This is a genomic window from Streptomyces sp. NPDC007929, assembly GCF_042959065.1.
Classification (GTDB): Bacteria; Actinomycetota; Actinomycetes; order Streptomycetales; family Streptomycetaceae; genus Streptomyces.
In genome coordinates this window covers 147472-172792 of the sequence record NZ_JBIBKD010000006.1, presented here as the reverse complement: position 1 = coordinate 172792, position 25321 = coordinate 147472, and the positions used below count along the sequence as shown (strand labels likewise).

Genomic DNA, 25321 nt, shown 5'->3' with positions numbered 1-25321 from the left:
GTCACCCCAGCAGCGGCAGGGGCGGGAACTCGTACCCCTCCCACAGCCGCCGCGACCGCTCCTCCGGATACGCCCGCACCTCCGGCTCCGTGTCCAGCACCTGCACCAGCCGCCGCTCGTCGTCGTACGCCGGCCAGCCCGGGTCGCCCGACCTCGCGAAGGACGTCCAGGACGCGCGGAAGCGAGCGGACAGCGCGAGGGCCTCGGCGGACGGCTCGACGCCCGCGAACAGCAGCAGCCCCAGGTCCGCCCCGTAGGTGCCGAAGAGCAGTGGGATGTCCAGGCCGTGGCAGGCGCCGAGCGCGCCGCCGTTGCCGGGGGCCGGCCAGGTCAGTTCGTAGACGTGGGCGTGTCCGCCGCCCGCCCGCTGCGCCTCGGCCAGGCGCAGGGACGGCATGTTGAACAGCCAGTCCGTCTGGACGCGTTCGTAGAGCTCGCTCGGGGAGGCGTCGGGGAAGGCGTCGCGGTACGCCTGTTCGCCGCTGGGGGCGAACAGGCTCAGGGCCGAGGCGGCCCTCTCCTCGGATATCTGGCCGAGCCGGCCCGCCATGGCGATGAAGAGGCGGTACTCGTCGCGGTTGTGGCCCACGAGGAGGTCGACGTCCCGCGCCGAGCCGGAGCGCAGCGCCTGCCACGGGGTCGTCGGCAGGACCTCGCCGTCGACGACCGGCGCGAACGGGGTGACCGTGGGCGCCGCCTGCCCCCAGCGGTCGATGCGCTGGAGCATCTTGGCGCTCAGCGTCTCGCCCGCCGACGTCAGCCGCCGCGGGTCGATCGTCGAGAGGTCGGCGACCGTGGGGCGCGAGCCCACCTCGGCGGCGAGGGCGGTGCCGATGTCCCGGGCAAGGGCGTCGGAGAAGTACGTCCCCGGCACGCTCTGGGCGATCGCCCGCCGGAACAGCCCGGCCGCGCGGGGCATGGAGAGCAGCGAGGCGACCGAGCCCGCCCCCGCGGACTCCCCGAAGACCGTGACCTGGCCGGGGTCGCCGCCGAACGCCTCGACGTTGTCCCGCACCCACTCCAGCGCGGCCACCTGGTCGAGCAGTCCGCGGTTGGCGGGCGCCCCCTCGATGTGCGCGAAACCCTCCATGCCCAGGCGGTAGTTGAGGGACACGACCACCACATCGCCCTCGGTGGCGATGTGCCGGGCGTCGTAGCCGGGGCTGCCGGAGTGGCCGAGCTTGTAGGCACCGCCGTAGATCCACACCATGACCGGGCGGCGGGCCGCCGGGTCGGGGTCGGGGGTCCAGACGTTGACCGTGAGCCAGTCGTCGCCCTCGGGGAGATCGAGCAGGCCCGGGCCGCCCAGGCTGCCGAGGTCCTGCGGGGGCGGCGGGCCGAAGGCGCGGGCCTCCCGTGTGCCGTCCCAGGGCCGGGCCGGACGGGGCGCCTGGAAGCGGGCCTCGCCCACCGGCGGCGCGGCGAAGGGGATGCCCCGGAAGACCGCGAGCCCCGCCTCCCTGCGGCCCCGGACCGCCCCGCCGGTGGTGCGCACCACCGGCCCCGGCTGCCCGGCGGAATCGTCGTGCGGCGGGCGGGACTCGGTCGTCGTCATCGGGATCTCCTCACTCCGTACGGGTGAACAAACGCTCGGTCAGTGTCCCTTGACCGAAGCGAGCAGATCCAGGGCCTCAGGTGACGGTGGTCAGCTGAGGGACTTCAGCGACGCCGGGTCGTAGGACGCCAGCTCCTCCAGGCGGCCGTCGAGCACCTTGCGGGCCCACTCGGGGTCCTGGAGCAGGGCGCGGCCGACGGCGACCATGTCGAACTCGTCGCGCTCGAAACGGTCCAGGAGGTTGTCGAGGTCGCCGACCTCGGCGCCCTGGCCCTGGAGGGCCTTGATGAAGTCGCCGTTCAGGCCGACCGAGCCGACGGTGATGGCCGGCTTGCCGGTGAGCTTCTTCGTCCACCCGGCCAGGTTCAGGTCGGAGTCCTCGAACTCGGGCACCCAGTAGCGGCGGGTGGAGGCGTGGAAGGCGTCGACACCGGCCGCCGCGAGCGGGGCCAGGATGGACTCCAGCTCCTCGGGCGTCTCGGCGAGGCGGGCGTCGTAGGCCTCCTGCTTCCACTGGGAGTAGCGGAAGATGACGGGGAAGTCTGCGGAGACGGTCTCGCGGACGGCCGCGACGATCTCCTCGGAGAGCTTGACGCGGGCGACCCGGTCGCCGCCGTAGGCGTCGCCGCGACGGTTGGTGCCCTCCCAGAGGAACTGGTCGAGCAGGTAGCCGTGGGCGCCGTGCAGCTCCACGCCGTCGAAGCCGATGCGCTCGGCGGCCGCGGCGGCCTCGGCGAACGCGCCGATGACCGCGTCGATGTCGACCTGGGTCATGGCCTTGCCGGTGGGCTCGTCGGCGCCGATGCGCAGACCGGAGGGGCCGACGGCGGGGGCGTCGGCGAACGGGGGCTCGCCCTGGTTGCGGACCATGCCGATGTGCCACAGCTGGGGCACGATCGTGCCGCCCGCCGCGTGCACCGCCTCGGCGACCTTCGCCCAGCCCGCGAGCTGCTCCTCACCGTGGAAACGCGGCACACGATCGCTCTGCCCGGCCGAGTCGTGGCCGACGTAGGTGCCCTCGGTGACGATCAGGCCGACTCCGGCGGCGGCGCGGCGCGCGTAGTACGAGACGACGTCCTCGCCGGGCACGCCACCCGGGGAGAACATCCGGGTCATCGGCGCCATCGCGATCCGGTTCGGAACGGTCAGGCCGCCCAGCGACACGGGCCGGGAGAGGATTTCGGCGGCGCGGGATGCGGAGGCGGCGAGGGTCATACGGAGGACTCCTTCGGGGGTACCGGCTGGTATGTGCATACGCATTGGATGCAAGCTTCAACCACCCGGCCCGGCCCCGCCATCCCACCCTCGCTGTGATCCCGGACACGCGGGAGAGTGCACCCCCGGACACGCCCGAGGGCGGCACCCCCTGCCTGAACAGGAAGTGCCGCCCTCGGTAAGACCGTTGATCAACCGGGGAATCCCCAGGGGTCGATCAGAAGTCCATGTCACCGCCCGGCATGCCGCCACCGGCGGGCGCGGCGGCCTTCTCCGGCTTGTCGGCGATGACGGCCTCGGTGGTGAGGAACAGCGCGGCGATGGAGGCGGCGTTCTGCAGAGCGGAACGGGTCACCTTCGCCGGGTCGATGATGCCCTCGGCGATCATGTCGACGTACTCACCGGTCGCGGCGTTCAGGCCGTGACCGACCTGGAGGTTGCGGACCTTCTCCACGACGACGCCGCCCTCGAGACCACCGTTGACGGCGATCTGCTTCAGCGGGGCCTCCAGCGCGAGCTTCACGGCGTTGGCGCCGGTCGCCTCGTCACCGTCGAGCTCCAGCTTCTCGAAGACCTGGGAGGCCTGGAGCAGGGCCACGCCACCACCGGCGACGATGCCCTCCTCGACGGCCGCCTTGGCGTTGCGCACGGCGTCCTCGATGCGGTGCTTGCGCTCCTTGAGCTCCACCTCGGTGGCGGCACCGGCCTTGATGACGGCCACGCCGCCCGCGAGCTTCGCCAGGCGCTCCTGGAGCTTCTCGCGGTCGTAGTCCGAGTCGCTGTTCTCGATCTCGGCGCGGATCTGGTTGACCCGGCCGGCGACCTGGTCGGCGGAGCCGGCACCGTCGACGATGGTGGTCTCGTCCTTGGTGATGACGACCTTGCGGGCCTTGCCCAGCAGGTCGATCGTGGCGTTCTCCAGCTTGAGGCCGACCTCCTCGGAGATCACCTCGCCGCCGGTGAGGATGCCGATGTCCTGCAGCATCGCCTTGCGGCGGTCGCCGAAGCCCGGGGCCTTGACGGCGACGGACTTGAAGGTGCCGCGGATCTTGTTGACGACCAGGGTCGACAGGGCCTCGCCCTCGACGTCCTCGGCGATGATCAGCAGCGGCTTGCCGGACTGCATGACCTTCTCGAGGAGCGGCAGCAGGTCCTTGACGTTGCTGATCTTCGAGTTGGCGATCAGGATGTACGGGTCGTCGAGGACGGCCTCCATACGCTCCATGTCGGTGGCGAAGTACGCCGAGATGTAGCCCTTGTCGAAGCGCATACCCTCGGTGAGCTCCAGCTCCAGACCGAAGGTCTGGGACTCCTCGACGGTGATGACGCCTTCCTTGCCGACCTTGTCCATGGCCTCGGCGATGAGCTCGCCGATCTGGGTGTCGGCGGCGGAGATGGAGGCCGTGGAAGCGATCTGCTCCTTGGTCTCGACATCCTTCGCCTGCTCCAGCAGGGCGGCGGAGACGGCCTCGACGGCACGCTCGATACCACGCTTGAGGGCCATCGGGTTGGCGCCGGCGGCTACGTTGCGCAGACCCTCCTTGACCAGGGCCTGGGCGAGAACGGTCGCGGTGGTCGTACCGTCACCGGCGACGTCGTCCGTCTTCTTGGCGACTTCCTTGACCAGCTCGGCGCCGATCTTCTCGTACGGGTCCTCGAGCTCGATCTCCTTGGCGATGGAGACACCATCGTTGGTGATCGTGGGCGCGCCCCACTTCTTCTCGAGGACGACGTTGCGGCCCTTGGGGCCGAGCGTCACCTTGACGGCGTCCGCGAGCTGGTTCATGCCGCGCTCGAGGCCGCGCCGCGCCTCCTCGTCGAACGCGATGATCTTGGCCATGTGAAGTGGTCCCTCCAGGACTGGGGGTGATTACTTCGGACCGCGCCCGCGCCCGCGACGGACGGCTCGCTTGCCTTGTGGTTCCTTCCCCACCCGGCCTGCGGGCCTCACCGACCCGGTCCTTACGTTGTCACTCTCACCTTCAGAGTGCTAACGCAATGATTAGCACTCGACCCCTGCGAGTGCAAGCGCCTCCCGGGGATCGGGCGGGGGCGTCAGCCGCCCGCGAACACTGTCCCGCGGGGTGTTCGAGCATGCGGAAGGGCCCGCACCCCGGGGGGTACGGGCCCTTCTGAGAAGACCGGTGCTGATGCGTTGGTCGTGGTGCGCGTTCAGGCAGAGACGCGAACCATGTCGGCCTGCGGTCCCTTCTGGCCCTGCGAGATCTCGAACTCGACCCGCTGGCCCTCTTCAAGGGTGCGGTAGCCGTCCATCTGAATCGCGCTGTAGTGGACGAAAACATCCGCACCACCGTCGACCGCGATGAAGCCGTACCCCTTCTCCGCGTTGAACCACTTGACGGTGCCCTGAGCCATGCCTAACTCCCCTATTACTGGCCCTTGCACAGATCCACACTTCGCGGACCCGGGTCAGACCTCACCCCCCACGGTTGGGGGCGTGCGCCGGAACGCGTCGACCGCGGCTGAATGTATCTGTCCAACTGCCGTCTGCAACAGGTCAATCGGACGAGAATTCTGGACGCGCCGGGTCCGGAATGTGGGGAGAATTCGCCCGAGTTCAGGGCAAGTCGGGCCACACAAAGGGAACAAAAGCCGCAAAAGATGCGCACACTTTGGCTACATCTTGTCGGGCTCGCAGCGGGAATTCAGGGTTCCGATCAGGGGATCGGGACCGCGTTCCCCAACTGTACCGCGCTCAATCACGCAGAATTGCCCCCTCCGCTTCTCTCACGGAGGGGGCAATTCGATGAACTCTCAGTGACGGCCGTTACCGAAGGTAATGATCAAGCCGTCCGACCGGTTCAGCCGCCGGCGACGGCGGGAATGATCGACACACCGGCACCGTCGGGCGTGGCCGTCTCCAGCCCCTGCTCGAACCGCACGTCGTCGTCGTTGACGTACACGTTGACGAACCGGCGCAACTTGCCCTGGTCGTCCAGCACCCGGGCGGCGATCCCGGTGTGGTTCTTCTCCAGATCGGCGATGACCTCGCCGAGGGTCCCACCATCGGCGGACACCTCAGCCTGGCCGCCGGTGTAGGTGCGCAGGATCGTGGGGATGCGAACGGTGACGCTCATATCTTCAAAACCTCCGGGTTGGGTGACGCACCTGCTCTTAGGGGCGCGGGGCTGTGTCGATTTGCGGCTCCGCCGCGCGGGCGCGACCAGCCCCCACCGGCCCGCAGCGAACGACGATCAGACGAGCCCGGCTTCCCGGAACGAGTCCAGGTTGGGCCGAATCGTCGCAGTGAGCCCGGTACCCGCCACCGCGTCCAGCGTCTTCAGCCCATCACCCGTGTTCAGCACCACGGTCGTCAACGACGGGTCGAGCAGCCCGCTCTCGATCAGCTTCTTGGCGACACCCACGGTCACACCACCGGCGGTCTCCGCAAAGATCCCCTCGGTCCGCGCGAGCAACTTGATCGCATCGACGACCTGCTCGTCGTTCACGTCCTCCACCGCCCCACCGGTCCGCCGCGCGATGTCCAGCACGTACGGCCCGTCCGCGGGATTCCCGATCGCCAGCGACTTGGCGATCGTGTTCGGCTTCTGCGGGCGCACCACGTCATGCCCGGCCTTGTAGGCGACGGACACCGGCGAGCACCCCTCGGCCTGCGCACCGAAGATCTTGTACGGCTTGTCCTCGACCAGACCGAGCTTGATCAGCTCCTGGAGCCCCTTGTCGATCTTCGTCAGCTGCGAGCCGGAGGCGATCGGCACGACCAGCTGGTCGGGGAGCTTCCAGCCGAGCTGCTCGCAGATCTCGTACGCGAGGGTCTTGGAGCCCTCGGCGTAGTACGGCCGCAGGTTGACGTTGACGAAGCCCCAGCCCTCGCCGGCCGGGTCGCCGATCAGCTCGGAGCAGAAGCGGTTCACGTCGTCGTAGTTGCCCTCGATGCCGACGAGCTCGCCGCCGTAGACCGCGGCCATGACGACCTTGCCCTGCTCCAGGTCGTGCGGGATGAACACGCAGGAGCGGAACCCGGCGCGGGCCGCGGCGGCGCCCACCGCACCGGCCAGGTTGCCGGTGGAGGAGCAGGAGAGCGTGGTGAAGCCGAAGGCGCGCGCGGCCTCCAGGGCCTGGGCGACGACGCGGTCCTTGAAGGAGTGCGTGGGGTTGCCGGAGTCGTCCTTCACGAACAGCTTGCCGGCGTCGACGCCCAGCTCGCGCGCGAGGTTGTCGGCCTTGACGAGCTTGGTCCAGCCGGGGTTGATGTTCGGCTTGTCCGCGACGTCGGCCGGGACCGGCAGCAGCGGGGCGTAGCGCCAGATGTTCGCGGGTCCCGCTTCGATGCGCTTGCGGAGCTCTTCGGTGTCGTAGGCCGAGAAGTCGTAGGCGATCTCCAGCGGGCCGAAACACTCCTGGCACGCGAAGACCGGGCCGAGGGGCACACGGTGGCCGCACTCGCGGCAGCTGAGCGCGGCGGCGGGGCCGAGGTCTACGGTGGATTCAGTGGTGCTTGCAACAGTCTGCGCAGCCATGTGAGGCGAGGCCCTTTCTCCTCATCTTCCTCACGACGCATCTCGCCGTGAGACGGATTTGGCACCTTCCCGAGCCGGGAGCCTCGCGCTGGTGGTCGACAGTGACCTACGAGTACCGACTGGAGGGTTGCCGGGGCTTCATCGGGCCGTTTCCCTCTGCCCCTCTGGATGAGCTGTATGTGGTTGTAGGCGGCGGGTGACCCCGGACATGCGATGGTCATCCGCGTTGTTCAAGACTGTAACCGACGACCCGGACAGTTGAGATAGTCGTCCGAACCGCGAGATGACTGTACCCGTCAGCCGCTACGGCGGCGGGCAACCCGTCCCGCCGAGAGTACGCAGAGGAGCCGCCACGGTGCTGGAAGAAGTCGAGCGCTGGCTGAGCACCCGTTCCTGGTCAGCGAACGAGCGCCCGCTCCACCAGATCCTCGCCGCGAAGCAGCGCACGGGCCGGACGGTCAGCGTGGTGCTGCCCGCGCTCAACGAGGAGGCGACGGTCGGCGACATCGTCTCCGTCATCCGCCATGACCTGATGCGGCAGGTGCCGCTCGTCGACGAGGTGGTCGTCGTCGACTCCGGGTCCGCCGACCGCACCTCCGAGGTGGCCGCCGCCGCGGGCGCCCGGGTGGTGCACCGGGACGCGATACTCCCGCGCCTGCCCGCCGTGCCCGGCAAGGGCGAGGTGCTGTGGCGTTCGCTCCTGGTCACCCGCGGCGACATCGTCTGCTTCGTGGACGCGGACCTCAGGGACTTCTCGTCCGACTTCGTCTCCGGGATCGTGGGCCCGCTGCTGACGGATCCGGACGTGGAGCTGGTGAAGGCCATGTACGACCGCCCCCTCGGCGGCGCCGCCGGGCAGGGCGGCCGGGTCACCGAGCTGATGGCGCGCCCGCTGCTGAACATGCACTGGCCGCAGCTGGCCGGTTTCGTGCAGCCGCTGGGCGGCGAGTACGCGGCCCGCCGCTCCCTGCTGGAGCAGCTGCCCTTCCCCGTCGGGTACGGCGTGGAGCTGGGCATGCTGGTGGACGCCCTGCACCTGGTGGGCCTGGACGCCCTCGCCCAGGTGGACGTGGGGGTGCGCAAGCACCGGCACCAGGACGGGCAGGCGCTGGGCCGGATGGCCGCCGCGATCTACCGCACGGCCCAGCTGCGGCTGGCCCGCGGGCATCTGATCCGGCCGTCCCTGACGCAGTTCGAGCGAGGCGAGGACGGCTTCGAGCCGCGGACGTACTCCGTGGACACCGAGGAGCGTCCGCCGATGGTGGACATCGCCGAGTACCAGGCGCGGAAAGCGGCCTGACCGGGACGGTTTTCGGCCGGACGCGGCAGATCCGCACGTTTGAGCGTTCGGGGGCCGGGCTAGGTTGAGGCTTATGTCTTCGACGAACGGTGCTGCGCAGGTGCTGGTGGCCTCCAACCGGGGTCCCGTCTCGTACACGGTGGGCGAGGACGGCTCGCTGGAGGCCAAACGGGGCGGTGGCGGGCTGGTCTCCGGGCTCTCCGCGATCGGCTCGGACGCGGACGCGCTGTGGGTGTGCTCGGCGCTGTCCGACGGCGACCGCGAGGCCGTACGGCGCGGGATCGGCGAGGACGGCGTGCGGATGCTGGACATCCCGGCCGACGTGCACGCCGACGCGTACAACGGCATCGCCAACTCGGTCCTGTGGTTCGTGCACCACATGCTCTACCAGACACCCCTGGAGCCGGTCTTCGACGCGGAGTTCCGGCGGCAGTGGGCGTCCTACGAGGCGTACAACCGGGCGTTCGCCGAGGCGCTGGCCGAGGAGGCCGGGCAGGGCGCGGCGGTCGTGGTGCAGGACTACCACCTGACGCTGGTGCCGGGCATGCTCCGCGAGCTGCGGCCCGACCTGCGCATCGGGCACTTCTCGCACACGCCGTGGGCGCCGCCCGAGTACTTCCGGATGCTGCCGGACGACGTGGCCGGGCAGGTGCTGCGCGGCATGCTCGGCGCGGACCGCCTCGGCTTCCTCACCGAACGCTGGGCGGAGGCGTTCACCGCGTGCGCCGAGCGGTTCGCGGGCGGGCTGGGCGGCACGCGGGTCGGGGTGCACGGCCTCGGCGCCGACGCGGACTTCCTGCGCAAGCGGGCCCACGAGCCGGACGTCGAGGAGCGGATCACCGCGCTGCGGCAGGAGATCGGCGAGGGCCGGCGCACCATCGTCCGGGTGGACCGCACCGAACTGTCCAAGAACATCGTGCGCGGCCTGCTGGCCTACCGCCGCCTGCTGGAGACGCACGCCGAGTGGCGCGAGCGGGTGGTGCACGTCGCCTTCGCCTACCCCTCCCGGCAGGACCTCGCGGTGTACCGGGACTACACGGCCGAGGTGCGGCGGGTCGCCGACGAGATCAACGCCGAGTACGGCACGCCCGGCTGGACTCCGGTCGTGCTGCACGTCAAGGACGACTTCGCCCGCTCCCTGGCCGCCTACCGGCTGGCCGACGTGGCCCTCGTCAACCCCATCCGCGACGGCATGAACCTCGTCGCCAAGGAGGTCCCGGTGGTCTCCGACGCGGGCTGCGCGCTGGTGCTGTCGCGGGAGGCCGGGGCGCACGAGGAGCTGGGCGAGGACGCCGTCACGGTGAACCCCTACGACATCACGGGTACGGCGGCGGCCCTGCACGAGGCCCTGTCGATGCGCCCGGAGGAACGCGCCGAACGCTGCAAGCGCCTGGCCGCGGCGGCGACGGCACTGCCACCGGCACAGTGGTTCGTCGACCAGCTCAACGCGTTGAGGGGCTGAGGGCCGCATGAGCAGCCTTCCCACCCCCGCCACGAAGGCCGGGCAGGACGGCCTCGACGCCCTCCTCGCACAGCCCGGCAAGGCACTGATCGGGCTCGACTTCGACGGGACCCTCGCGCCGATCGTGGCCGACCCGGAGCTGGCCCGGGCCCATCCGGAGGCGCTGCCCGCGCTGGCCGCCCTCGCCCCGAAGGTCGCCGCGGTGGCGGTGGTCACCGGCCGGCCGGCCGAGGTCGCGGTGCGCAACGGCGGCTTCGCGGACGCGCCCGGCCTGGAGCACCTCGTCGTCCTCGGGCACTACGGCGCCGAGCGGTGGGACGCCCGCAGCGGCAAGATCACCGCACCCGACCCGCACCCCGGCGTCGCGGCCGTACGCACCGAGCTGCCCGGGCTGCTCGACGGCACCGGCACCTGGGTCGAGGACAAGGGCCGGGCGGTGGCCGTGCACACCCGCCGGGCCGCCGACCCCCAGGCCGCCTTCGACGCCCTGCGCGAGCCGCTCACCGCCCTGGCGACCCGGCACGGCCTGATCGTCGAGCCCGGCCGCATGGTCCTGGAGCTACGCCCACCCGGCATGGACAAGGGCGTCGCCCTGACCGGCTACGCCCGCGAGATCGACGCCGGATCCATCCTCTACGCCGGCGACGACCTGGGCGACCTCCCCGCCTACTCGGCCGTCGACACCCTCCGCACGACCGGCACCCCGGGCCTGCTGGTGTGCAGCGGCAGCGACGAGGTGACGGAACTCAGCGAACGAGCGGACATGGTCGTACAGGGCCCGGAGGGCGTGGTGGAGCTGCTGTCCACGCTGGCCGATCGAATCGGCTGAGGGGGGGCGCCCCTCCAGGGGCGCGGGGAACTGCGCGAACAACCACAACGCACCCGCACCCGCGACGGTCAGAAAGCCCCACTCACCGCTCGGACCGCCGCCGCTCCCGAACCCGCCGCAACCGATTCACCGTCACCGGGTCATGAGCCAGGGCCCGAGCATCGTCAAGCAACGCATTGAGCAACTGGAAATACCGCACAGGCGCGAGCCCCAGCTCCTCACGTATGGCCCGCTCCTTCACCCCCGGCCCGGAGAACCCCCGCCGCTCAAGAGCGAGAACGTCCCGCTCAAGACGCCCCAGCCCCTGCTCACCCGTGTCCTCACCCATGAACGGCACCGTAACGCCCCCCACCGACAGCCCAGCGGCAGCTACTCCGCACTCTCGGCCCGGGTCGCCCCCGCCTGGAGATGCCCGAGCACACCGGAGGGACTCCCCCCGGCCGCGACCGCCTTGCCGATCTCCTGCTTGACCTGCGCACTGACATCGGCCCAGGACGTCTTGCCGACGGGGTAGAGCTCGGAGGCCAGCAGCTCCTCCAGGAACGGCCGAAGGTGCCGGTCCTCGTCGGCGGCGGCCATCGTGCCGGACGCGGAGGAGGTGACCGGCAGCAGGTCGTACTCACGGGAGAAGGCCAGCACGTTCTTCTCGCTGTAGACGAAGTCGAGGAACTCCCCCACCTGGTCGCGGTGGCCGTTCTTGCGGAACGCCGTCATCCAGTCGGTGACGCCGAGCGTGGACCGGCTCGGGCCCTCCTTGCCCGGTGTGGGCACCATTCCGTACTTGACGCCGTTCTTCGCGGCGATCTTCATCAGCGAGGGGTGGCCGTTGAGCATGCCGACCTCGCCCTTGGCGAAGGCGGCGAACGCCGCGGCCCGGTTCAGCTCGCCGGGCGCGACGGGCCCGGTCAGGCCCTTGCCGACCAGGTCCTCCTTCAGCCAGGTGAAGGTGTCGACGTTCTCCGGGGAGTCGATGCCGTAGCTGTCGACGCCGTCGGTGTAGCCGCCCCCGCCGCTGAGCATCCACTGCATGGTCTCGGCCTGCGCCTCCTCGGGACCGAGGGGCAGCGCGTACGGGTACTTCACACCCTTCGCCTTGAGCGCCTCGGCGTCCGCGGCCAGGTCGTCCCAGGACTCGGGCGCGCTGATGCCGGCCTTGGCGAAGAGGGACTTGTTGTAGAAGAGCACGCGGGTGGAGGCGGCGAACGGCAGTCCGTACTGCACGCCCTTGACCTGGCCCGCGGCGGCCAGCTGTCCGACGAAATCGGCCTGCGTGCGTATGGAGAGCAGGTCGTCGGCCTTGTAGAGCTGGTCCTGGGCGGCGTAGTCGGCGTACGCACCGATCTGCGCCATGTCCGGCGGGTCACCGGCGGCGACCATCTCCCTGACCTTGCGGTCGACGTCGTTCCAGGAGTAGACGCTGACGTCGATCTTGACGTCGGGGTGGTCGGCCTCGTACTCGGCGGCGAGCTTCTCCCAGTACTTCTCGGAGCTGTTGGCCGCGCTGTCGCCGTAGTCGGCGGCGACCAGCTTCAGGGTCACGTCGGCCGATCCGCCCGTGGCTCCGCAGCCGCCGAGGACCGCCGTCATGCCCAGTGCGGACACCACCGCGATCGTTCCTGCCATCCGCCGACGCTGCACCGCTGCTCTTCCCCAACCCCGGCGTCACCGCCGCCGAAACATTTCGATATCCGGAACAAGGTCTACACCACGTGAGTGGACTAGACCTCTTGCGGGTCCCCGGGTCACACTGTTCCCCGTGAGACATGTCATCGCCCTCGACGTGGGCGGCACCGGGATGAAGGCCGCGCTGGCCGGACCGGGGGGCGAGGTACTGCACCGGGCCCGCCGGGCCACCGGACGCGCCCAGGGACCGGACGCCGTCGTCGCGGGCATCCTCGACTTCGCCGCCGAGCTGCACGCGTACGGCGCCGAGCAGTTCGGTACGCCCCCGTCGGCCGCCGGTGTGGCCGTCCCCGGCATCGTCGACGAGGCGCACGGCGTCGCCGTCTACGCGGCCAACCTCGGCTGGCGCGACGTCCCGCTGCGCGAGCTGCTGGCACAGCGGCTCGGCATCCCGGTCGCCCTCGGCCACGACGTGCGCACCGGCGGCCTCGCCGAGGGGCGGGTCGGCGCGGGCCGGGGCGCGGACCGGTACCTGTTCGTGGCGCTGGGCACCGGCATCGCGGGCGCCATCGGCGTCGACGGCCGGGTCGAGGCGGGCGCGCACGGCTTCGCGGGCGAGATCGGCCATATCGTCGTACGCCCCGGCGGGGCCCCCTGCCCGTGCGGGCAGCAGGGCTGCCTGGAGCGCTTCGCCTCGGCGGCGGCCGTCAGCGAGGCCTGGGCCGCCGCCTCGGGCGACCCGCACGCCGACGCGGCCGACTGCGCGAAGGCGGTGGCCTCCGGCGACCCGAAGGCCGAGGCGGTCTGGCACCAGGCGATCGACGCCCTGGCCGACGGCCTGGTCACGGCCCTGACGTTGCTGGATCCCCGCGTCCTGATCATCGGCGGGGGGCTGGCCGAGGCGGGGGACACGCTGTTCACGCCCCTGCGGGAGGCAATCCGCCGCCGCATCACCTTCCAGAAACAGCCGACGATCGTCCCCGCGGCGCTGGGCGACAGCGCCGGTTGCCTGGGGGCGGGCCTGCTGGCCTGGGACCTTCTGCTGTCGACCGCCCGTTCGGAGGTAACCACCTGATGGCAACGCCCCCAGGGGCGCGGGGAACTGCGCGACCGACCACACACCACCCGCACCCCGCAACGGCCGAAGACCCCACGGTCCTGACCGGCGCGACCGTGGTCCTCCCCACAGGAACCGTGGAAAACGGCCAGGTGACCATCGAGGGCCCCCGCATCACCGGGTCGGCACCGAAGAACGCCCAGGTCATCGACGTAACAGGCCACTACGTGATCCCCGGCTTCGTCGACATCCACAACCACGGCGGCGGCGGAGCCTCCTTCACCTCCGGCTCGGTCGACGACATCCTCAAGGGCATCCACACCCACCGCCTGCACGGCACGACCACCCTGGTCGCCTCCACCGTCACCGGCGACATGGACTCCCTCACCCACCGCGCCGGCCTGCTGAGCGAACTCGCCGAGCAGGGCGAGATCGCGGGCGTGCACTTCGAGGGCCCGTTCATCTCCCCCTGCCGCAAGGGCGCCCACTCCGAGGCCCTGCTGCGCGACCCGGACCCCGCGGACGTCCGCAAGCTGATCGACGCGGCCCGGGGCCGGGCCAAGATGCTCACGCTGGCCACCGAACTGCCCGGCGGCCTGGACTCCGTACGCCTGCTCGCCGACCACGGCGTGATCGCGGCGATCGGCCACACGGACGCGACGTACGAGCAGACGGTGGAGGCCATCGACGCGGGCGCCACCGTCGCCACGCACCTGTTCAACGCGATGCCGCCGCTCGGCCACCGCTCCCCCGGCCCGATCACCGCGCTGCTGGAGGACGAGCGGATCACGGTCGAGCTGATCAACGACGGCACGCACCTGCACCCCGCCGCGCTGCGACTGGCGTTCCATCACGCGGGCGCCGACCGGGTCGCGTTCATCACGGACGCGATGGACGCGGCCGGTTTCGGCGACGGCCGCTACTGGCTGGGCCCGCTGGAGGTGGAGGTCGCGGACGGCGTGGCCCGGCTGGTGGAGGACGGCACGATCGCCGGTTCGACCCTCACCCAGGACCGCGCGTTCAAGCGGGCGGTGACGGTCGACGGGCTCACCGTCGAGGACGCGGTGACGGCCCTGTCCGCCAACCCGGCCCGGCTGCTCGGCATGGCCGACACGATCGGCTCACTGGAGCCCGGAAAGTACGCCGACCTGCTGCTGCTGGACTCCGCGTACGAACTGAAGGGCGTCATGCGCCGGGGCGAATGGGTGGTCCCTCCCCAACTGGGCTGATCCATCCCCCAGTCGAGAGACGGCGGCCGACTCCAGGACTGGGCCGACCGCCGTCTCTTTGGCATGATCGGGCTACCTGCACGTTCACGTCGGCAAGCACATCGGGGGAGGTCGGCCCAGGTGATCCTCACGGTCACGCTGAACACCGCTCTCGACATCACCTACCGCGTACGGTCCCTCAGGCCGCACGCCTCCCACCGCGTCTCCGAGGTGACGGAACGCCCCGGCGGCAAGGGCGTCAACGTGGCCCGGGTGCTCGCCGCCCTCGGGCACGAGGTGACGGTGACGGGGTTCACGGGCGGCGCGACGGGCCGGGTCGTGCAGGAGGGACTCGCGGCGGCGCCGGGGGTGGTGGACGCGCTGGTCCCCGTATCGGGCGCGACCCGCCGCACCATCGCCGTGGCCGACGAGCGCACCGGCGACACGACGCAGCTCAACGAGCCGGGCCCGACGATCACGCCGTCCGAATGGTCGTCCTTCCAGGAGGCCTACGAGGACCTGCTCCCGTCCGCCTCCGCGGTGGCCCTGTGCGGCAGCCTGCCGCCGGGCGTCCCGGTGGGCGCGTACGCGGGCCTGGTCCGCACGGCCCGCTCCTTCGCCGTCCCGGTCCTCCTGGACACCAGCGGCGAACCCCTGCGCCGGGGCGTCGCGGCCCGCCCGGACATCATCAAGCCGAACGCCGACGAACTGGCGGAACTGACCGGCTCCCACGACCCACTCCGCGCGACCCAGGACGCCCGCCGCCGGGGCGCGGGCGCGGTGGTGGCGTCCCTCGGCCCGCAGGGCCTCCTGGCGGTGACCCGAGAGGGCCGCTGGCGAGCGGTCCCCCCGACCCAGCTACGGGGCAACCCGACCGGCGCGGGCGACGCGGCGGTGGCGGGCCTGCTCTCGGCCTGGGTGGAACACCTCCCCTGGCCGACCTGCCTCACCCGGGCGACGGCCCTGGCGGCAGCGACGGTGCGGGCACCGGTGGCCGGGGAGTTCGACCGGAGGCTGTACGAGGAGTTGCTGACGAAGGTGTCGGTCTCGGGGGAGGTCAGCGCGGCGTGAGCCGGGTCAGTCCTCGACCTGGCCCGCCTTCAGCCACAGCTGGTCCAGGAGGACGTTGCACTTGTCGCCCTCCGCACAGGAGACCGTGATCGTGTTGGTGCCCTTGTTGAGGGTCGGCCAGGCGTAGGTCTTCGTCCAGCCCTTGGCGAAGTCGCCGTCCTTGGCGTGGGCGAAGTTGCCCATGTTCAGCTTGCTGCCGAAGGGCTTGCCGTTGACGGTGAGCGTCATCTTCTGGTCCTCGTCCGCCGTGCTGTAGCGGGCGAAGACCGTGTACGTGCCATCCTTGGGGACACCGTTGACGGTCCAGGTGACCGACGAGCCGACCTGGTTGAGGTTGCCGACGTAGATACCGCCGTCGGACTGCGCGCCCTCGACGTCCTGGGCGAGGGCCGCGCCACCACCGAGACGCAGCGCCTTGGCGTCGATCTCGGGCAGGTCGACCTTGCTCCCACCGGCCTTGCTCGCCGAGGGGCTCGGCTTCGACTCCTCGGACTGGGTGGGGCTCGTGCCCACCTCGTCGGACGCACCGTCCTTGTCCTTGTCGCCGCCCAGCATGGCCACGCCGATGCCGATGACGACCGCGGCCACCACCGCGATCGCGCCGATCAGCAGGCCCTTGTGGTTCGGCCCGCGACCACCCCGGCCGCCACCGCCACCGCCCGGCACCTGCTGCTGGGCGGTGGTCGCACCGCCGGGCAGCGTCTCCGGCGCGGCGTAGTGCGCGTTCGGCTGGCTGTAGGTGGCCTGCTGCGGGACCTGGCCGTACGGCGCGGTCTGCGGGTGCTGCGGCTGCTGGCCGTACTGGCGTGTGCCGACCGCGCGCACCCGGTTGACCGAGTTCGGGTAGCCGTAGCCCCCGGACGGCGGCTGGGCCCCGTTGGCCTGCCCGTCGGCGTAGAGATAGCCGAACGGGTCGTCGTCCTCGGGCGTGCTCGCGCCGTTGTTGCCGGGCGTCATCCCTTGGTCTCCTCAGTCAGGTGCGGTGCATGCGGTACACGGGTGAGTAAGCGAGCCTACCCGCTCCCAGAGACCCAAACGGGTGACTCAGACCGCATCAACTCACTGACCTGGGCTTCACCCGGCGCGTCTGTGTTGTTTGGGACGAGATCGTTTCTCGACGTACATCCGCTCGTCAGCGGATTTCAACACTTCGTCCGCCGTCATTCCACAGTGTGCCCATCCGATGCCGAAGCTGGCGCCCACCCGGACGGCCCGCCCCTCGGCACGGATGGGCTGGATGATCTCGTTGCGCAGCCGCACCGCGAGGTCCTGCGCGTCGGCCCGGCCGAGCCCGTCGGCCAGGATGACGAATTCGTCACCCCCGAGCCGCGCGACCGTGTCACCGTCGCGGACGCCGCCGCTCAGCCGCCGGGCGACCTCGATGAGAACCGCGTCACCCGCGTTGTGCCCGAACCGGTCGTTGATCGACTTGAAGCCGTCGAGGTCGCAGAAGAGCACGGCGAGGCCCTTGGTGCCGTCGTCGTGGTTCCCGTCCGGGGCGACGGTGTGCACATGGTGGTCGTAGGCGTCGAACGACTCTGCGCCCTGGCGGAAGTCGAAGCCGGGCCCGACCACGTCGAAGGCGGGATGGCCGTAGGCCGCGTCGACGGACTCCACGGCGGAGTGCGGGGACGACGCGCGTTGACAGAGCCGGGCGGACAGCCGGGAGCGCAGCTCCGCGGAGTTCGGCAGGCCGGTGAGCGAGTCGTGCGAGGCGCGGTGGGCGAGCTGGAGCTCGCGGCGCTTGCGCTCCTCTATGTCCTCGACGTGGGTGAGGAGGAAGCGGGGTCCGTCGGCGGCGTCCGCGACGACGCTGTTGCGCAGCGACACCCATACGTATGTGCCGTCGCGGCGGCCGAGGCGCAGCTCCGCGCGTCCGCCCTCGGCGCTGGTGCGCAGCAGGGTGCCGATGTCCTCGGGGTGGACCAGGTCGGAGAAGGAGTAGCGGCGCATCGCGGACGCGGGGCGGCCCAGCAGCCGGCACAGGGCGTCGTTGGTGCGCAGGATCCGGCCGTGCTGGTCGCCGCCCATCTCGGCGATGGCCATGCCGGACGGGGCGTACTCGAAGGCCTGCCTGAAGCTTTCCTCACTGGCCCGCAGCGCCTGCTGCTCGCGCTCCAGCCGGACCAGGGCGCGCTGCATGTTGGCGCGCAGCCGGGCGTTGCTGATCGCGATGGCGGCCTGGAAGGCGTACATCTGGAGCGCCTCGCGGCCCCAGGCGCCGGGCCGGCGGCCGTTGCGCGGCCGGTCCACGGACAGCACGCCGATCAGCTCGCCGCACGCGCCGCTGCCCTTCGGGGCGGGCGCGTACATGGGGGCGAAGAGGCGGTCGGCGGGGTGCCACTCGTCCTCGAAGCGGGGGGCGGGGCCGTCGGTGTACCACTGGGGGACATCGTCGTCGTCGAGGACCCAGCCCTCGGTGTGGGGTATGAACACCAGGTCGCCCCAGCGCTCGCCCATGCCGAGGCGGCGTTCCCAGGACTCGCGCGAGCCGACCCGGCCGGTGATGAGGGCCTCGGCGGCGGGGTTCCCGACGAAGGCGGCGACGACCAGGTCGCCGTCCGGCCGTACGAGGTTCACGCACGCCAGCTCGTACCCGAGGGCGGCGACGACGCCTTCCGCGACGGTCTGCAGGGTGTCCGCCAGGCTGCGGGCCGTGTTCATGTCGGCCATGACCTGGTGCAGTTGTCGCAGGGACGCAAGGCGGACGTAGGGTTCCGACTCGGTCTCCATGCTCGCCCTCCCCCCGATTACTCGCAGCGATTCAAGGGTCTCGTCGGCGTATCGTGCTGGCAGCTTCCCCGCCACTGAATCACAGCGCGCTGCTCACTCGGTACACAGGGTCAACAATTCCTGCCCCTTGTGACTCAAGTCACAGGCAAACCTGAACAATTGAGTGGAGTTTCTGCGTTCTTCACGAGCTCTACCGAACGCAAAGTTTGTCGGGATGCGCACATGTATTTCCCTAACGACCGCGAAGAGACCGCGGATGTCCGTCGCGAGACCTAGGACCGTGCTCGGGCGGGAGCCCGATGCGGGGCGTGCCGGACGGAGATTAGCGTCTCGGGTGTGCCGAACACTCCCGCCGCCACGTCCTCGATCATTCCGTCGCCCGCCTCCGGGCATGCTGAGGGGGTGAGCAACGACGAGTTCCGCGCCGCCATGTCCCGGCTGGCCTCGGGCGTGGTCCTGGTGACCGCGCAGGAGCCGCCGCTCGACCCGGACGACGCCACGGCGCCGGGCGGCGAGGACGTGGGCATGACGGCCACGGCCTTCATGTCGGTGTCCCTGGACCCGCCCCTGGTGCTGGTGAGCCTGCGCGAGGGCTCCCGCATGGACGAGCTGCTGGAGGAGCAGGACCTGTGGGCGGTCTCGGTCCTCTCCGAGAGCCAGCGGCACATCGCGGGCCGTTTCGCGATGAAGGGCCGCGTCAGCGACCGGCTGCTGTTCGCGGACATCCCGTACACACGCGGCGAGTACACCGGCTCCCCGCTGGTCGGCGGCGCCCTGGCCGTCCTGGAGTGCCGCACCGAACAGCGCGTCCCCGCGGGCGACCACACCCTGGTCATCGGCCGCGTCCTGACCGCCTCGGTCCCCAGCGCGGAGGGCGGCCCCCTGACGTACTTCCGGGGCCGGTACCGGCAGTTGGGTTGACCAAATCCGTTGGTCCGGGCGCTCGGTAGCGGTGCCCGGGTGGACTAGCCCCAGTTGCGCGCGGAGCGTCCCTGCTTCGTCTCCGAGCGCTGCTTCTTCTGCCGTAGCCGGCGTTCGTTGATGCCGCGGGGGATCCGGGTCGGCTTGCGGGGCTTGGGCGGGGGTGCGGTGGCCTCGGCCAGGAGCGCGGTGAGGCGTACGGCGGCGGCCTCGCGGTTGCGCCACTGGGAGCGGTGCTCGGAGGAGCGCACGGTGACGACCCCGTCGACCAGGCGCCCGGCGAGCCGCTCCAGGGCCCGCTGCTTCCACACCGCGGGCAGTGCCTCGGTCTTCGCCAGGTCGAAACTCAGCTCGACCTTGGAGTCGCTGGTGTTGACGTGCTGCCCGCCCGGCCCCGACGAGCGCGAGAAACGCCACATCAGCTCGGCCTCGGGCAGGGAGACGGAGCCGCGGATGACGTGGGAACCGGACATGCCGTCCATGTTCCCGCTTCTGTCCCGTCCACGTCACCCGAATAATCGTGGGTAAAGAAAGTAAAGGAGCTGGAACCTCGCGTACCCCTCTCCACGTTCATGGGGGTAGCTGTAGCTTCGATGCCGCAGCTTCTTTGCCGTACGTAACGAGGGAAGGGACTCCCAACAATGGCTGTAAGCCTGTCCAAGGGTGGCAACGTCTCGCTCACCAAGGAGGCTCCGGGCCTGACCGCCGTCACCGTGGGCCTCGGCTGGGACGTCCGCACCACCACCGGCACGGACTTCGACCTCGACGCCTCCGCGATCGCGGTCAACACGCAGGGCAAGGTCTACTCGGACGCCCACTTCGTGTTCTTCAACAACAAGCAGACGCCGGACAACACGATCGTCCACACCGGCGACAACCGCACCGGCGAGGGTGCCGGCGACGACGAGGCGATCAACGTCAACCTCGCCGCCCTCCCGGCCGACATCGACAAGATCGTCTTCCCGGTCTCGATCTACGACGCGGAGAACCGCTCGCAGAACTTCGGCCAGGTCCGCAACGCCTACATCCGCATCGTCAACCAGGCCGGCGGCGCGGAGATCGCCCGCTACGACCTGTCGGAGGACGCGGCGACGGAGACCGCCATGGTCTTCGGCGAGCTCTACCGCAACGGCGCGGAGTGGAAGTTCCGCGCGGTCGGCCAGGGCTACGCCTCGGGCCTGGTCGGCATCGCCCAGGACTTCGGCGTCAACGTCTGACGGACACCCGAGCGTTCACGGGAAGCCCCCCGGCCGGACTATCGGCGGCCCGGGGGGCTTCGCCTTTCAGGGGCGCGGGGAACTGCGCGACAAGCCACACCCCACCCGCACCGGACAAAACCCCCCGATCCTCTACGGCGCGTCGAAGCCCCCTCCACCCGTTCCTCAGGGAGCTGACCGCCCTCCACGCGGCGACTTCCCCGCCCGAAGGCCCTGGCCTTCTGGACCGCCCTCGGCTACGAGGTCGTCGACCACCGCGAGGAGCAGCAGCTGGGGCGCCCCTGCGCGGTCCCGCGCAAGGACTGACCGGGCCCTGAGGCCTCAGGGCCGCTCCGGCTTCCCCTCCCCGTACAGCCACTCGTCCCAGACCGCCTCCAGGTCCTTCCCGGGCGCCTGCTGCTCCACATAGGCCGTGAAGTCGGCGGTGTCGGCGTTGCCGTGACGGTGTCCGGCCGCCCAGCCCCGCAGGATCGCGAAGAACCGGTCGTCGCCGACCACCTGCCGCACCTTCTGCAAGACCATGGCGCCCCGCCAGTACACGGGCGGGTCGGAGAGCTGCCCCGCGCTCGGCGGGTCCGCCGGCGGAAACTCCCAGATCTCCTCGGCGGCCTCCTCCGTGTCGAAGTGCGCCCCCGAGTACACCGCGTCGAACGTCTCCTGTGCGCTGTCCCCGCCGTGGTCCTCGTCCCACAACCACTCCGCATAGGTGGCGAACCCCTCGTTGAGCCACATGTCCCGCCAGCTCTCGGGCGTGACGGAGTCGCCGTACCACTGGTGGGCGAACTCATGGACGAGCAGCGGGAGGTCTGGGGCGCCGGGGAAGACCGGCCGGGTCTGGGTCTCCAGGGCGTAGCCGACAAGGGCCGCGCTGTCGACGATCGCGCCGGTGGCGGAGAAGGGATACGGCCCGAACCTCCGCTCCGACCACCGCAGCACCTCGGGGATCCGCGCGAGCACGGGCCGGCTCGCCGCCGCCTCGGCCGGGTCGACGGCCGTGTACAGGGGCAGCTCCCCGGCCCTGGAGCGGCTGATGTCGAAGCGGCCGATCGCGAGGGTGGCGAGGTAGCTCGCCATCGGCTGGCCGCTGTGCCACACGAACGTCGTACGGCCCCGCGCGGTCCGCTCGCCACGCAACTCCCCGTTGGACACGGCCCGCAGTCCCTTCGGCACGGTCACCGCGATGTCGTAGGCCGCCTTGTCGGAGGGGTGGTGGTTGCCGGGGAACCACGCCATCGACCCCGTCGGCTCGCCGAGCGCGAGCACCCCGTCCGCGGTGCGCAGCCAGCCCTCCCGGGAGCCGTCCGGGTCGGTGACGGTCTCGGGCGTTCCGGAGTAGCGGACGCTCACCCGGAACGTCTCGTCCCGGTCGATGTCGCCCCGCGGCCGGACCGTGAGCTCCTGCCCGGCACGGTTCCAGCGGGCGATCTCACCGCCGACGGTGACCTGCTCGACCTCCATACCGACCAGGTCGAGGTTGAACGCGGAGAGGTCCTTCTCCGCGCGGGCGGTGAGGGTGGCCGTGCCGGTGAGGTGCTCGGCGTCGGGGTCGTAGGCGAGGCGCAGGCCGTAGTGGGTGACGTCGTAGCCGTCGTTGCCGGCCTTCGGGAAGTACGGGTCGCGGACGCCGGAGCCGCCCGGGGTGCCGTGCACTCCGCCGCCGCACGCGCCGAGGACGAGCGCGCAGGCGAACATGGAGGCCGCGCGCAGGGCGGGGACAAGACGTACAGATCGGGCCACGCTCGTGATCCTACGATCGCGTGACACCATCACCTCCGTGCTCGACATCGGCTACGCCCTCTCCAACCGCTTCCCCGACCCGCCGCAGACGGACTACCGCCGCGCGGACGTCCGGGCGCTGCGGCACGACCTGTTCTGCGGGGACGTGTATCTGGCGGACACCAAGACGGACCACGAGGTGTCCACAGCCTGGGGATGGGTGCCGGTGCTCGACTTCGCGTGGGCGCTGTGCGACATCGTGGAGCGCATCGACCGGGACCCTGCGGGCTCGCGGGCGTCCCGGCCGCAGCGGGCGGAACTGGACTTCACCGAGTCGACGGACCGGATGCTGTTCGAGCGGCGCTTCGGCTGGGTGGACATCGAGGCGGACTGGATGCGCGCGGAGGAGCCCGCGCTCACCGTCTCCCACACCGAACTGCGCCGCGAGTCACGGGACTTCCTGCACGACCTGATCGCCGACCTCACCGACCTCCACGACGACCTCGCGGAGAACCCGGCGATCTGGACCCTCCAGGCCCGCTTCCCCCGGGTCTCCTGACCGCTCCGGCGACCGCGGTGACACCATCACCGGTGATCGGTACCTGACATGGGGAGAACAGGAGCATGACCACGGGGCGCGTGACCACGGGGCGCGTGAGCACGGGGCACATGGGCACGGGGCACGTGACCACAGGGCACATGGGCACGGGGCACATGAGCACAGGGCACATCAGCACGGGCGCTGGGTGCTGTGGTGGCCCCTGGGGCTGCCCGTCCGGCTGCTGTTCCTGCCGTGGGTCCTGATGGCGGAGGCCGACGACGGTTTCCGCCCGCCCCGGCGCATCATCCGACCCGGCGGAGGAGACCGGCGCGCTGGGCTGGTACGAAACATGAGCCCACCGGGGTGCCGGGCGGCGCGTCAGTCCTCCACCCGGATCCCCCACTGCGCGGCCAGCACCGGTGCCAGGTCCAGGAGTTGGGACGTGCTGATCACCGCGCCCGACAGTCGGTCCAGGCCGCGGCTGATCTCCAGGGACGCTGCGCCGCGCAGATCGACGTCCCTCAGGGTCGCCGCGTGCAGGTCGGCTCCCTTCACGGCGCAGTCGACGAACTCCACGCGCTCCAGGCGGGCGCCGCCGAAGTCCGGCTCGACCAGGACGCAGCCCTCGAAGACGACGTCTCTGAGCCGGGCCGTGCGCAGATTCAGATAGTCGATCTTGCCGCCGCGGATCAGCACCCGCTCCAGCACCGCCCCGTGCAACTGCGGCCCGCCGAGCCGGGCATCGGTCAGCTCCACGTCCCGCAGGGTCGCCTCGGCGAGGTCCGTCCCGACTCCCCGGACGCCGGTGAGGGTGGAATCCAGGACGCGGGCGTGCCGCAACCGGGTCTCGTCCAGCGCGCAGCCCGTCAGGGCGCAGTCCATGAATCGGGCGCCCGACCCGTCCTGCCCGGAGAGGCCGGTCTCCCGGAACTCCAACCCGTCGTAGTCCCCGTCCGGCTCCAGCCCACCGCCCCCGTACGGCTCCAGCACCGGCAGCCGCACCTCCGGTCGCCGCGCGCCCTTCACACCCGTACCGCCCGCCGCTCTCCTCGCCATGCCCCCATGCTGCACCCCACCACTGACAACCGGCCCTGACCTGCACGGACACCGTCGATGTCACATTCCGGGGCCGTCACTCGGTCGTACTGGCAGAAGGCGACCCCGACCCGAGGGAGATCCACAGCCATGCACCGCATCACCGTCATCGGCGGCGGCCTCGCCGGACTGACCGCGGCCATCACCGCCGCCGAGGCGGGCGCCAAGGTGACCGTCCACGAGGCCCATCACACCCTCGGCGGCCGGGCGCGCACCGCCGACGGCCCCTACCGCACCAACGAGGGCCCGCACGCCCTCTACAACGGCGGCCCGCACTGGGCGTGGCTCAAGCAGCGCGACCTGATCGGCCCGCTCGCCCCGCTCCCGCCCCTGGAGGCCGCCCGGCTCCGGCTGCGCCACCAGGGCGTACTGCGCCGCACCCCGCCCTTCCCGATGCTGAAGCTGCTGCGCCGGACGGGCCGTCAGGCGCCTGTGGACATCGACTTCCTGACCTGGGCGACGGACATCGCGGGTGAGGAGGGGGCCCGGGCCGCCGCCCACTACTCGGCGGTCGCGCTGTTCCACCACGACCCCGGGTCCCTGTCGGCGGCGTTCGTACAGGAACGGCTGCGCCGTGCCACCAAGCTGCCGCCCGAGGCGCACTACCCGCGTGGCGGCTGGGCGAGCCTCGTCGACCGGATGGCCGCCCGCGCCTGGAACCTGGGCGTCCGGATGGAGACGCTGTCCCGCGTCGACACCCTCCCCACGGACACGCCCGTCGTCGTCGCCACCTCCCTCGCCGCCGCCCGCCGCCTGCTCGGCGACGACTCCCTGACCTGGCCGAGCGGTCGTACCGCGCTTGTCGACCTGGCCGTGCGCACCCGGCGCGGGGACGCCTTCGCCGTCTCCGACCTGGACGCCCCCGGGTGGCTGGAGCGGTTCACCGCCCAGGACCGCTCTCTCGCCCCGGCCGGCGAGCAGTTGATCCAGGGGCAGATCCCCCTCGCCCCGCACGAGTCCAAGGCCGACGGCACCGCCCGCGCCGAGCAGTTGCTCGACCTGGGCTTCCCGGGCTGGCGCGAGCGCGTCACCTGGCGGCGCGAGTCGGTGGCGAGCGGGCGTACGGGCGCGGTGGATCCGCCCGGCACCAGCTGGCGCGACCGGCCGGCCGTGGACCGGGGCGACGGTGTCTACCTGGCCGGCGACCAGGTCGCGGCCCCCGGTGTGCTGTCGGAGGTGTCCTTCAACAGCGCCCTGACGGCGGTCTGTCTGGCCCTCGGCCGACACGAGCTTGACCTCAAGCAAGCTTGAGGTTGGAGGCTGGTCACATCGAACG

The 25321-nt window shown here is 71.2% G+C and carries 23 protein-coding genes and 1 riboswitch; of the genes, 10 read left to right on the top strand and 13 right to left on the bottom strand.

The window, feature by feature from the left end; all coding sequences use genetic code 11:
* Position 1: 1 nt before the first annotated feature.
* The 6 genes from ACFZDE_RS21555 to thrC form a co-directional block, all read right to left on the bottom strand.
* Positions 2-1555: a carboxylesterase family protein gene (locus ACFZDE_RS21555; RefSeq protein WP_391201782.1), complete on the bottom strand. Its 1554-nt coding sequence runs from the start codon at positions 1553-1555 to the stop codon at positions 2-4.
* A 90-nt stretch (positions 1556-1645) separates the two neighbouring features.
* Positions 1646-2770, bottom strand: a complete 1125-nt coding sequence (locus ACFZDE_RS21550) for an NADH:flavin oxidoreductase (RefSeq protein ID WP_391201779.1) — start codon at positions 2768-2770, stop codon at positions 1646-1648.
* Positions 2771-2987: 217 nt separating this feature from the next.
* Entirely contained in the window at positions 2988-4610 is a 1623-nt protein-coding gene (groL, locus tag ACFZDE_RS21545) for a chaperonin GroEL (RefSeq protein WP_381428510.1), read from the bottom strand.
* Between the two features lie 332 nt (positions 4611-4942).
* On the bottom strand, positions 4943-5146 hold the full coding sequence (locus ACFZDE_RS21540) for a cold-shock protein (protein ID WP_010035953.1): 204 nt from the start codon (positions 5144-5146) through the stop codon (positions 4943-4945).
* A gap of 446 nt (positions 5147-5592) precedes the next feature.
* The gene (locus ACFZDE_RS21535) at positions 5593-5868 is read right to left on the bottom strand and encodes a MoaD/ThiS family protein (RefSeq protein ID WP_031135858.1); all 276 of its coding nucleotides are present in this window, start codon (positions 5866-5868) and stop codon (positions 5593-5595) included.
* A 117-nt stretch (positions 5869-5985) separates the two neighbouring features.
* On the bottom strand, positions 5986-7272 hold the full coding sequence (gene thrC / locus ACFZDE_RS21530; RefSeq protein ID WP_391201775.1) for a threonine synthase: 1287 nt from the start codon (positions 7270-7272) through the stop codon (positions 5986-5988).
* Positions 7273-7290: 18 nt separating this feature from the next.
* Positions 7291-7447, bottom strand: a riboswitch (SAM riboswitch).
* Positions 7448-7627: 180 nt separating this feature from the next.
* Here thrC and ACFZDE_RS21525 point away from each other — a divergent pair.
* From ACFZDE_RS21525 to otsB, 3 genes are all read left to right on the top strand, one after another.
* Positions 7628-8572 carry a glucosyl-3-phosphoglycerate synthase gene (locus ACFZDE_RS21525; protein WP_391201772.1) on the top strand — a complete coding sequence of 315 codons (945 nt, stop codon included), beginning with the start codon at positions 7628-7630 and terminating at the stop codon, positions 8570-8572.
* Positions 8573-8645: 73 nt separating this feature from the next.
* A complete protein-coding gene (locus ACFZDE_RS21520) occupies positions 8646-10034 on the top strand; it encodes a trehalose-6-phosphate synthase (protein ID WP_391201769.1) in 1389 nt (462 codons plus the stop codon).
* A 7-nt stretch (positions 10035-10041) separates the two neighbouring features.
* The gene (otsB, locus tag ACFZDE_RS21515) at positions 10042-10863 is read left to right on the top strand and encodes a trehalose-phosphatase (RefSeq protein WP_391201766.1); all 822 of its coding nucleotides are present in this window, start codon (positions 10042-10044) and stop codon (positions 10861-10863) included.
* Positions 10864-10945: 82 nt separating this feature from the next.
* Here the strand turns inward: otsB and ACFZDE_RS21510 are convergent, their stop codons facing one another.
* Together ACFZDE_RS21510 and ACFZDE_RS21505 are read right to left on the bottom strand one after the other, a co-directional pair.
* Positions 10946-11191: a DUF3263 domain-containing protein gene (locus ACFZDE_RS21510; protein WP_391201763.1), complete on the bottom strand. Its 246-nt coding sequence runs from the start codon at positions 11189-11191 to the stop codon at positions 10946-10948.
* Between the two features lie 41 nt (positions 11192-11232).
* On the bottom strand, positions 11233-12486 hold the full coding sequence (locus ACFZDE_RS21505; protein WP_391201760.1) for an extracellular solute-binding protein: 1254 nt from the start codon (positions 12484-12486) through the stop codon (positions 11233-11235).
* A 133-nt stretch (positions 12487-12619) separates the two neighbouring features.
* On the opposite strand from ACFZDE_RS21505, the gene ACFZDE_RS21500 reads away from it, so the two are divergent.
* From ACFZDE_RS21500 to ACFZDE_RS21490, 3 genes are all read left to right on the top strand, one after another.
* On the top strand, positions 12620-13561 hold the full coding sequence (locus ACFZDE_RS21500; protein WP_391201757.1) for an ROK family protein: 942 nt from the start codon (positions 12620-12622) through the stop codon (positions 13559-13561).
* On the top strand, positions 13561-14772 hold the full coding sequence (nagA, locus tag ACFZDE_RS21495) for an N-acetylglucosamine-6-phosphate deacetylase (RefSeq protein ID WP_391201754.1): 1212 nt from the start codon (positions 13561-13563) through the stop codon (positions 14770-14772). Before ACFZDE_RS21500 ends, nagA begins: the two co-directional genes overlap by 1 nt.
* Positions 14773-14892: 120 nt before the next feature.
* On the top strand, positions 14893-15822 hold the full coding sequence (locus ACFZDE_RS21490; protein WP_391201751.1) for a hexose kinase: 930 nt from the start codon (positions 14893-14895) through the stop codon (positions 15820-15822).
* A gap of 6 nt (positions 15823-15828) precedes the next feature.
* On the opposite strand, the gene ACFZDE_RS21485 is transcribed toward ACFZDE_RS21490, so the two are convergent.
* Positions 15829-16779: a carbohydrate-binding protein gene (locus tag ACFZDE_RS21485; protein ID WP_391201748.1), complete on the bottom strand. Its 951-nt coding sequence runs from the start codon at positions 16777-16779 to the stop codon at positions 15829-15831.
* A gap of 117 nt (positions 16780-16896) precedes the next feature.
* Positions 16897-18555 carry a diguanylate cyclase CdgB gene (cdgB, locus tag ACFZDE_RS21480; protein WP_391000655.1) on the bottom strand — a complete coding sequence of 553 codons (1659 nt, stop codon included), beginning with the start codon at positions 18553-18555 and terminating at the stop codon, positions 16897-16899.
* Positions 18556-18891: 336 nt separating this feature from the next.
* On the opposite strand from cdgB, the gene ACFZDE_RS21475 reads away from it, so the two are divergent.
* Positions 18892-19476, top strand: coding sequence for a flavin reductase (locus ACFZDE_RS21475; protein WP_391000652.1), 585 nt, complete (start codon positions 18892-18894; stop codon positions 19474-19476).
* Between the two features lie 44 nt (positions 19477-19520).
* On the opposite strand, the gene arfB is transcribed toward ACFZDE_RS21475, so the two are convergent.
* Complete coding sequence (gene arfB / locus ACFZDE_RS21470) at positions 19521-19958, bottom strand: alternative ribosome rescue aminoacyl-tRNA hydrolase ArfB (protein ID WP_031105492.1); 438 nt, start codon at positions 19956-19958, stop codon at positions 19521-19523.
* Positions 19959-20117: 159 nt separating this feature from the next.
* Here arfB and ACFZDE_RS21465 point away from each other — a divergent pair, with 159 nt between their 5' ends.
* Positions 20118-20693 carry a TerD family protein gene (locus ACFZDE_RS21465; protein ID WP_030829245.1) on the top strand — a complete coding sequence of 192 codons (576 nt, stop codon included), beginning with the start codon at positions 20118-20120 and terminating at the stop codon, positions 20691-20693.
* A gap of 321 nt (positions 20694-21014) precedes the next feature.
* On the opposite strand, the gene ACFZDE_RS21460 is transcribed toward ACFZDE_RS21465, so the two are convergent.
* A complete protein-coding gene (locus ACFZDE_RS21460; protein ID WP_391201745.1) occupies positions 21015-22430 on the bottom strand; it encodes a M1 family aminopeptidase in 1416 nt (471 codons plus the stop codon).
* Positions 22431-22467: 37 nt separating this feature from the next.
* Between ACFZDE_RS21460 and ACFZDE_RS21455 the strand changes: the two genes are divergently transcribed.
* On the top strand, positions 22468-22968 hold the full coding sequence (locus ACFZDE_RS21455) for a hypothetical protein (RefSeq protein WP_097223059.1): 501 nt from the start codon (positions 22468-22470) through the stop codon (positions 22966-22968).
* Positions 22969-23328: 360 nt separating this feature from the next.
* Here the strand turns inward: ACFZDE_RS21455 and ACFZDE_RS21450 are convergent, their stop codons facing one another.
* Entirely contained in the window at positions 23329-24006 is a 678-nt protein-coding gene (locus ACFZDE_RS21450; RefSeq protein WP_391000641.1) for a pentapeptide repeat-containing protein, read from the bottom strand.
* A gap of 129 nt (positions 24007-24135) precedes the next feature.
* Here ACFZDE_RS21450 and ACFZDE_RS21445 point away from each other — a divergent pair, with 129 nt between their 5' ends.
* Complete coding sequence (locus tag ACFZDE_RS21445) at positions 24136-25296, top strand: FAD-dependent oxidoreductase (RefSeq protein WP_391201742.1); 1161 nt, start codon at positions 24136-24138, stop codon at positions 25294-25296.
* Positions 25297-25321: the final 25 nt, after the last annotated feature.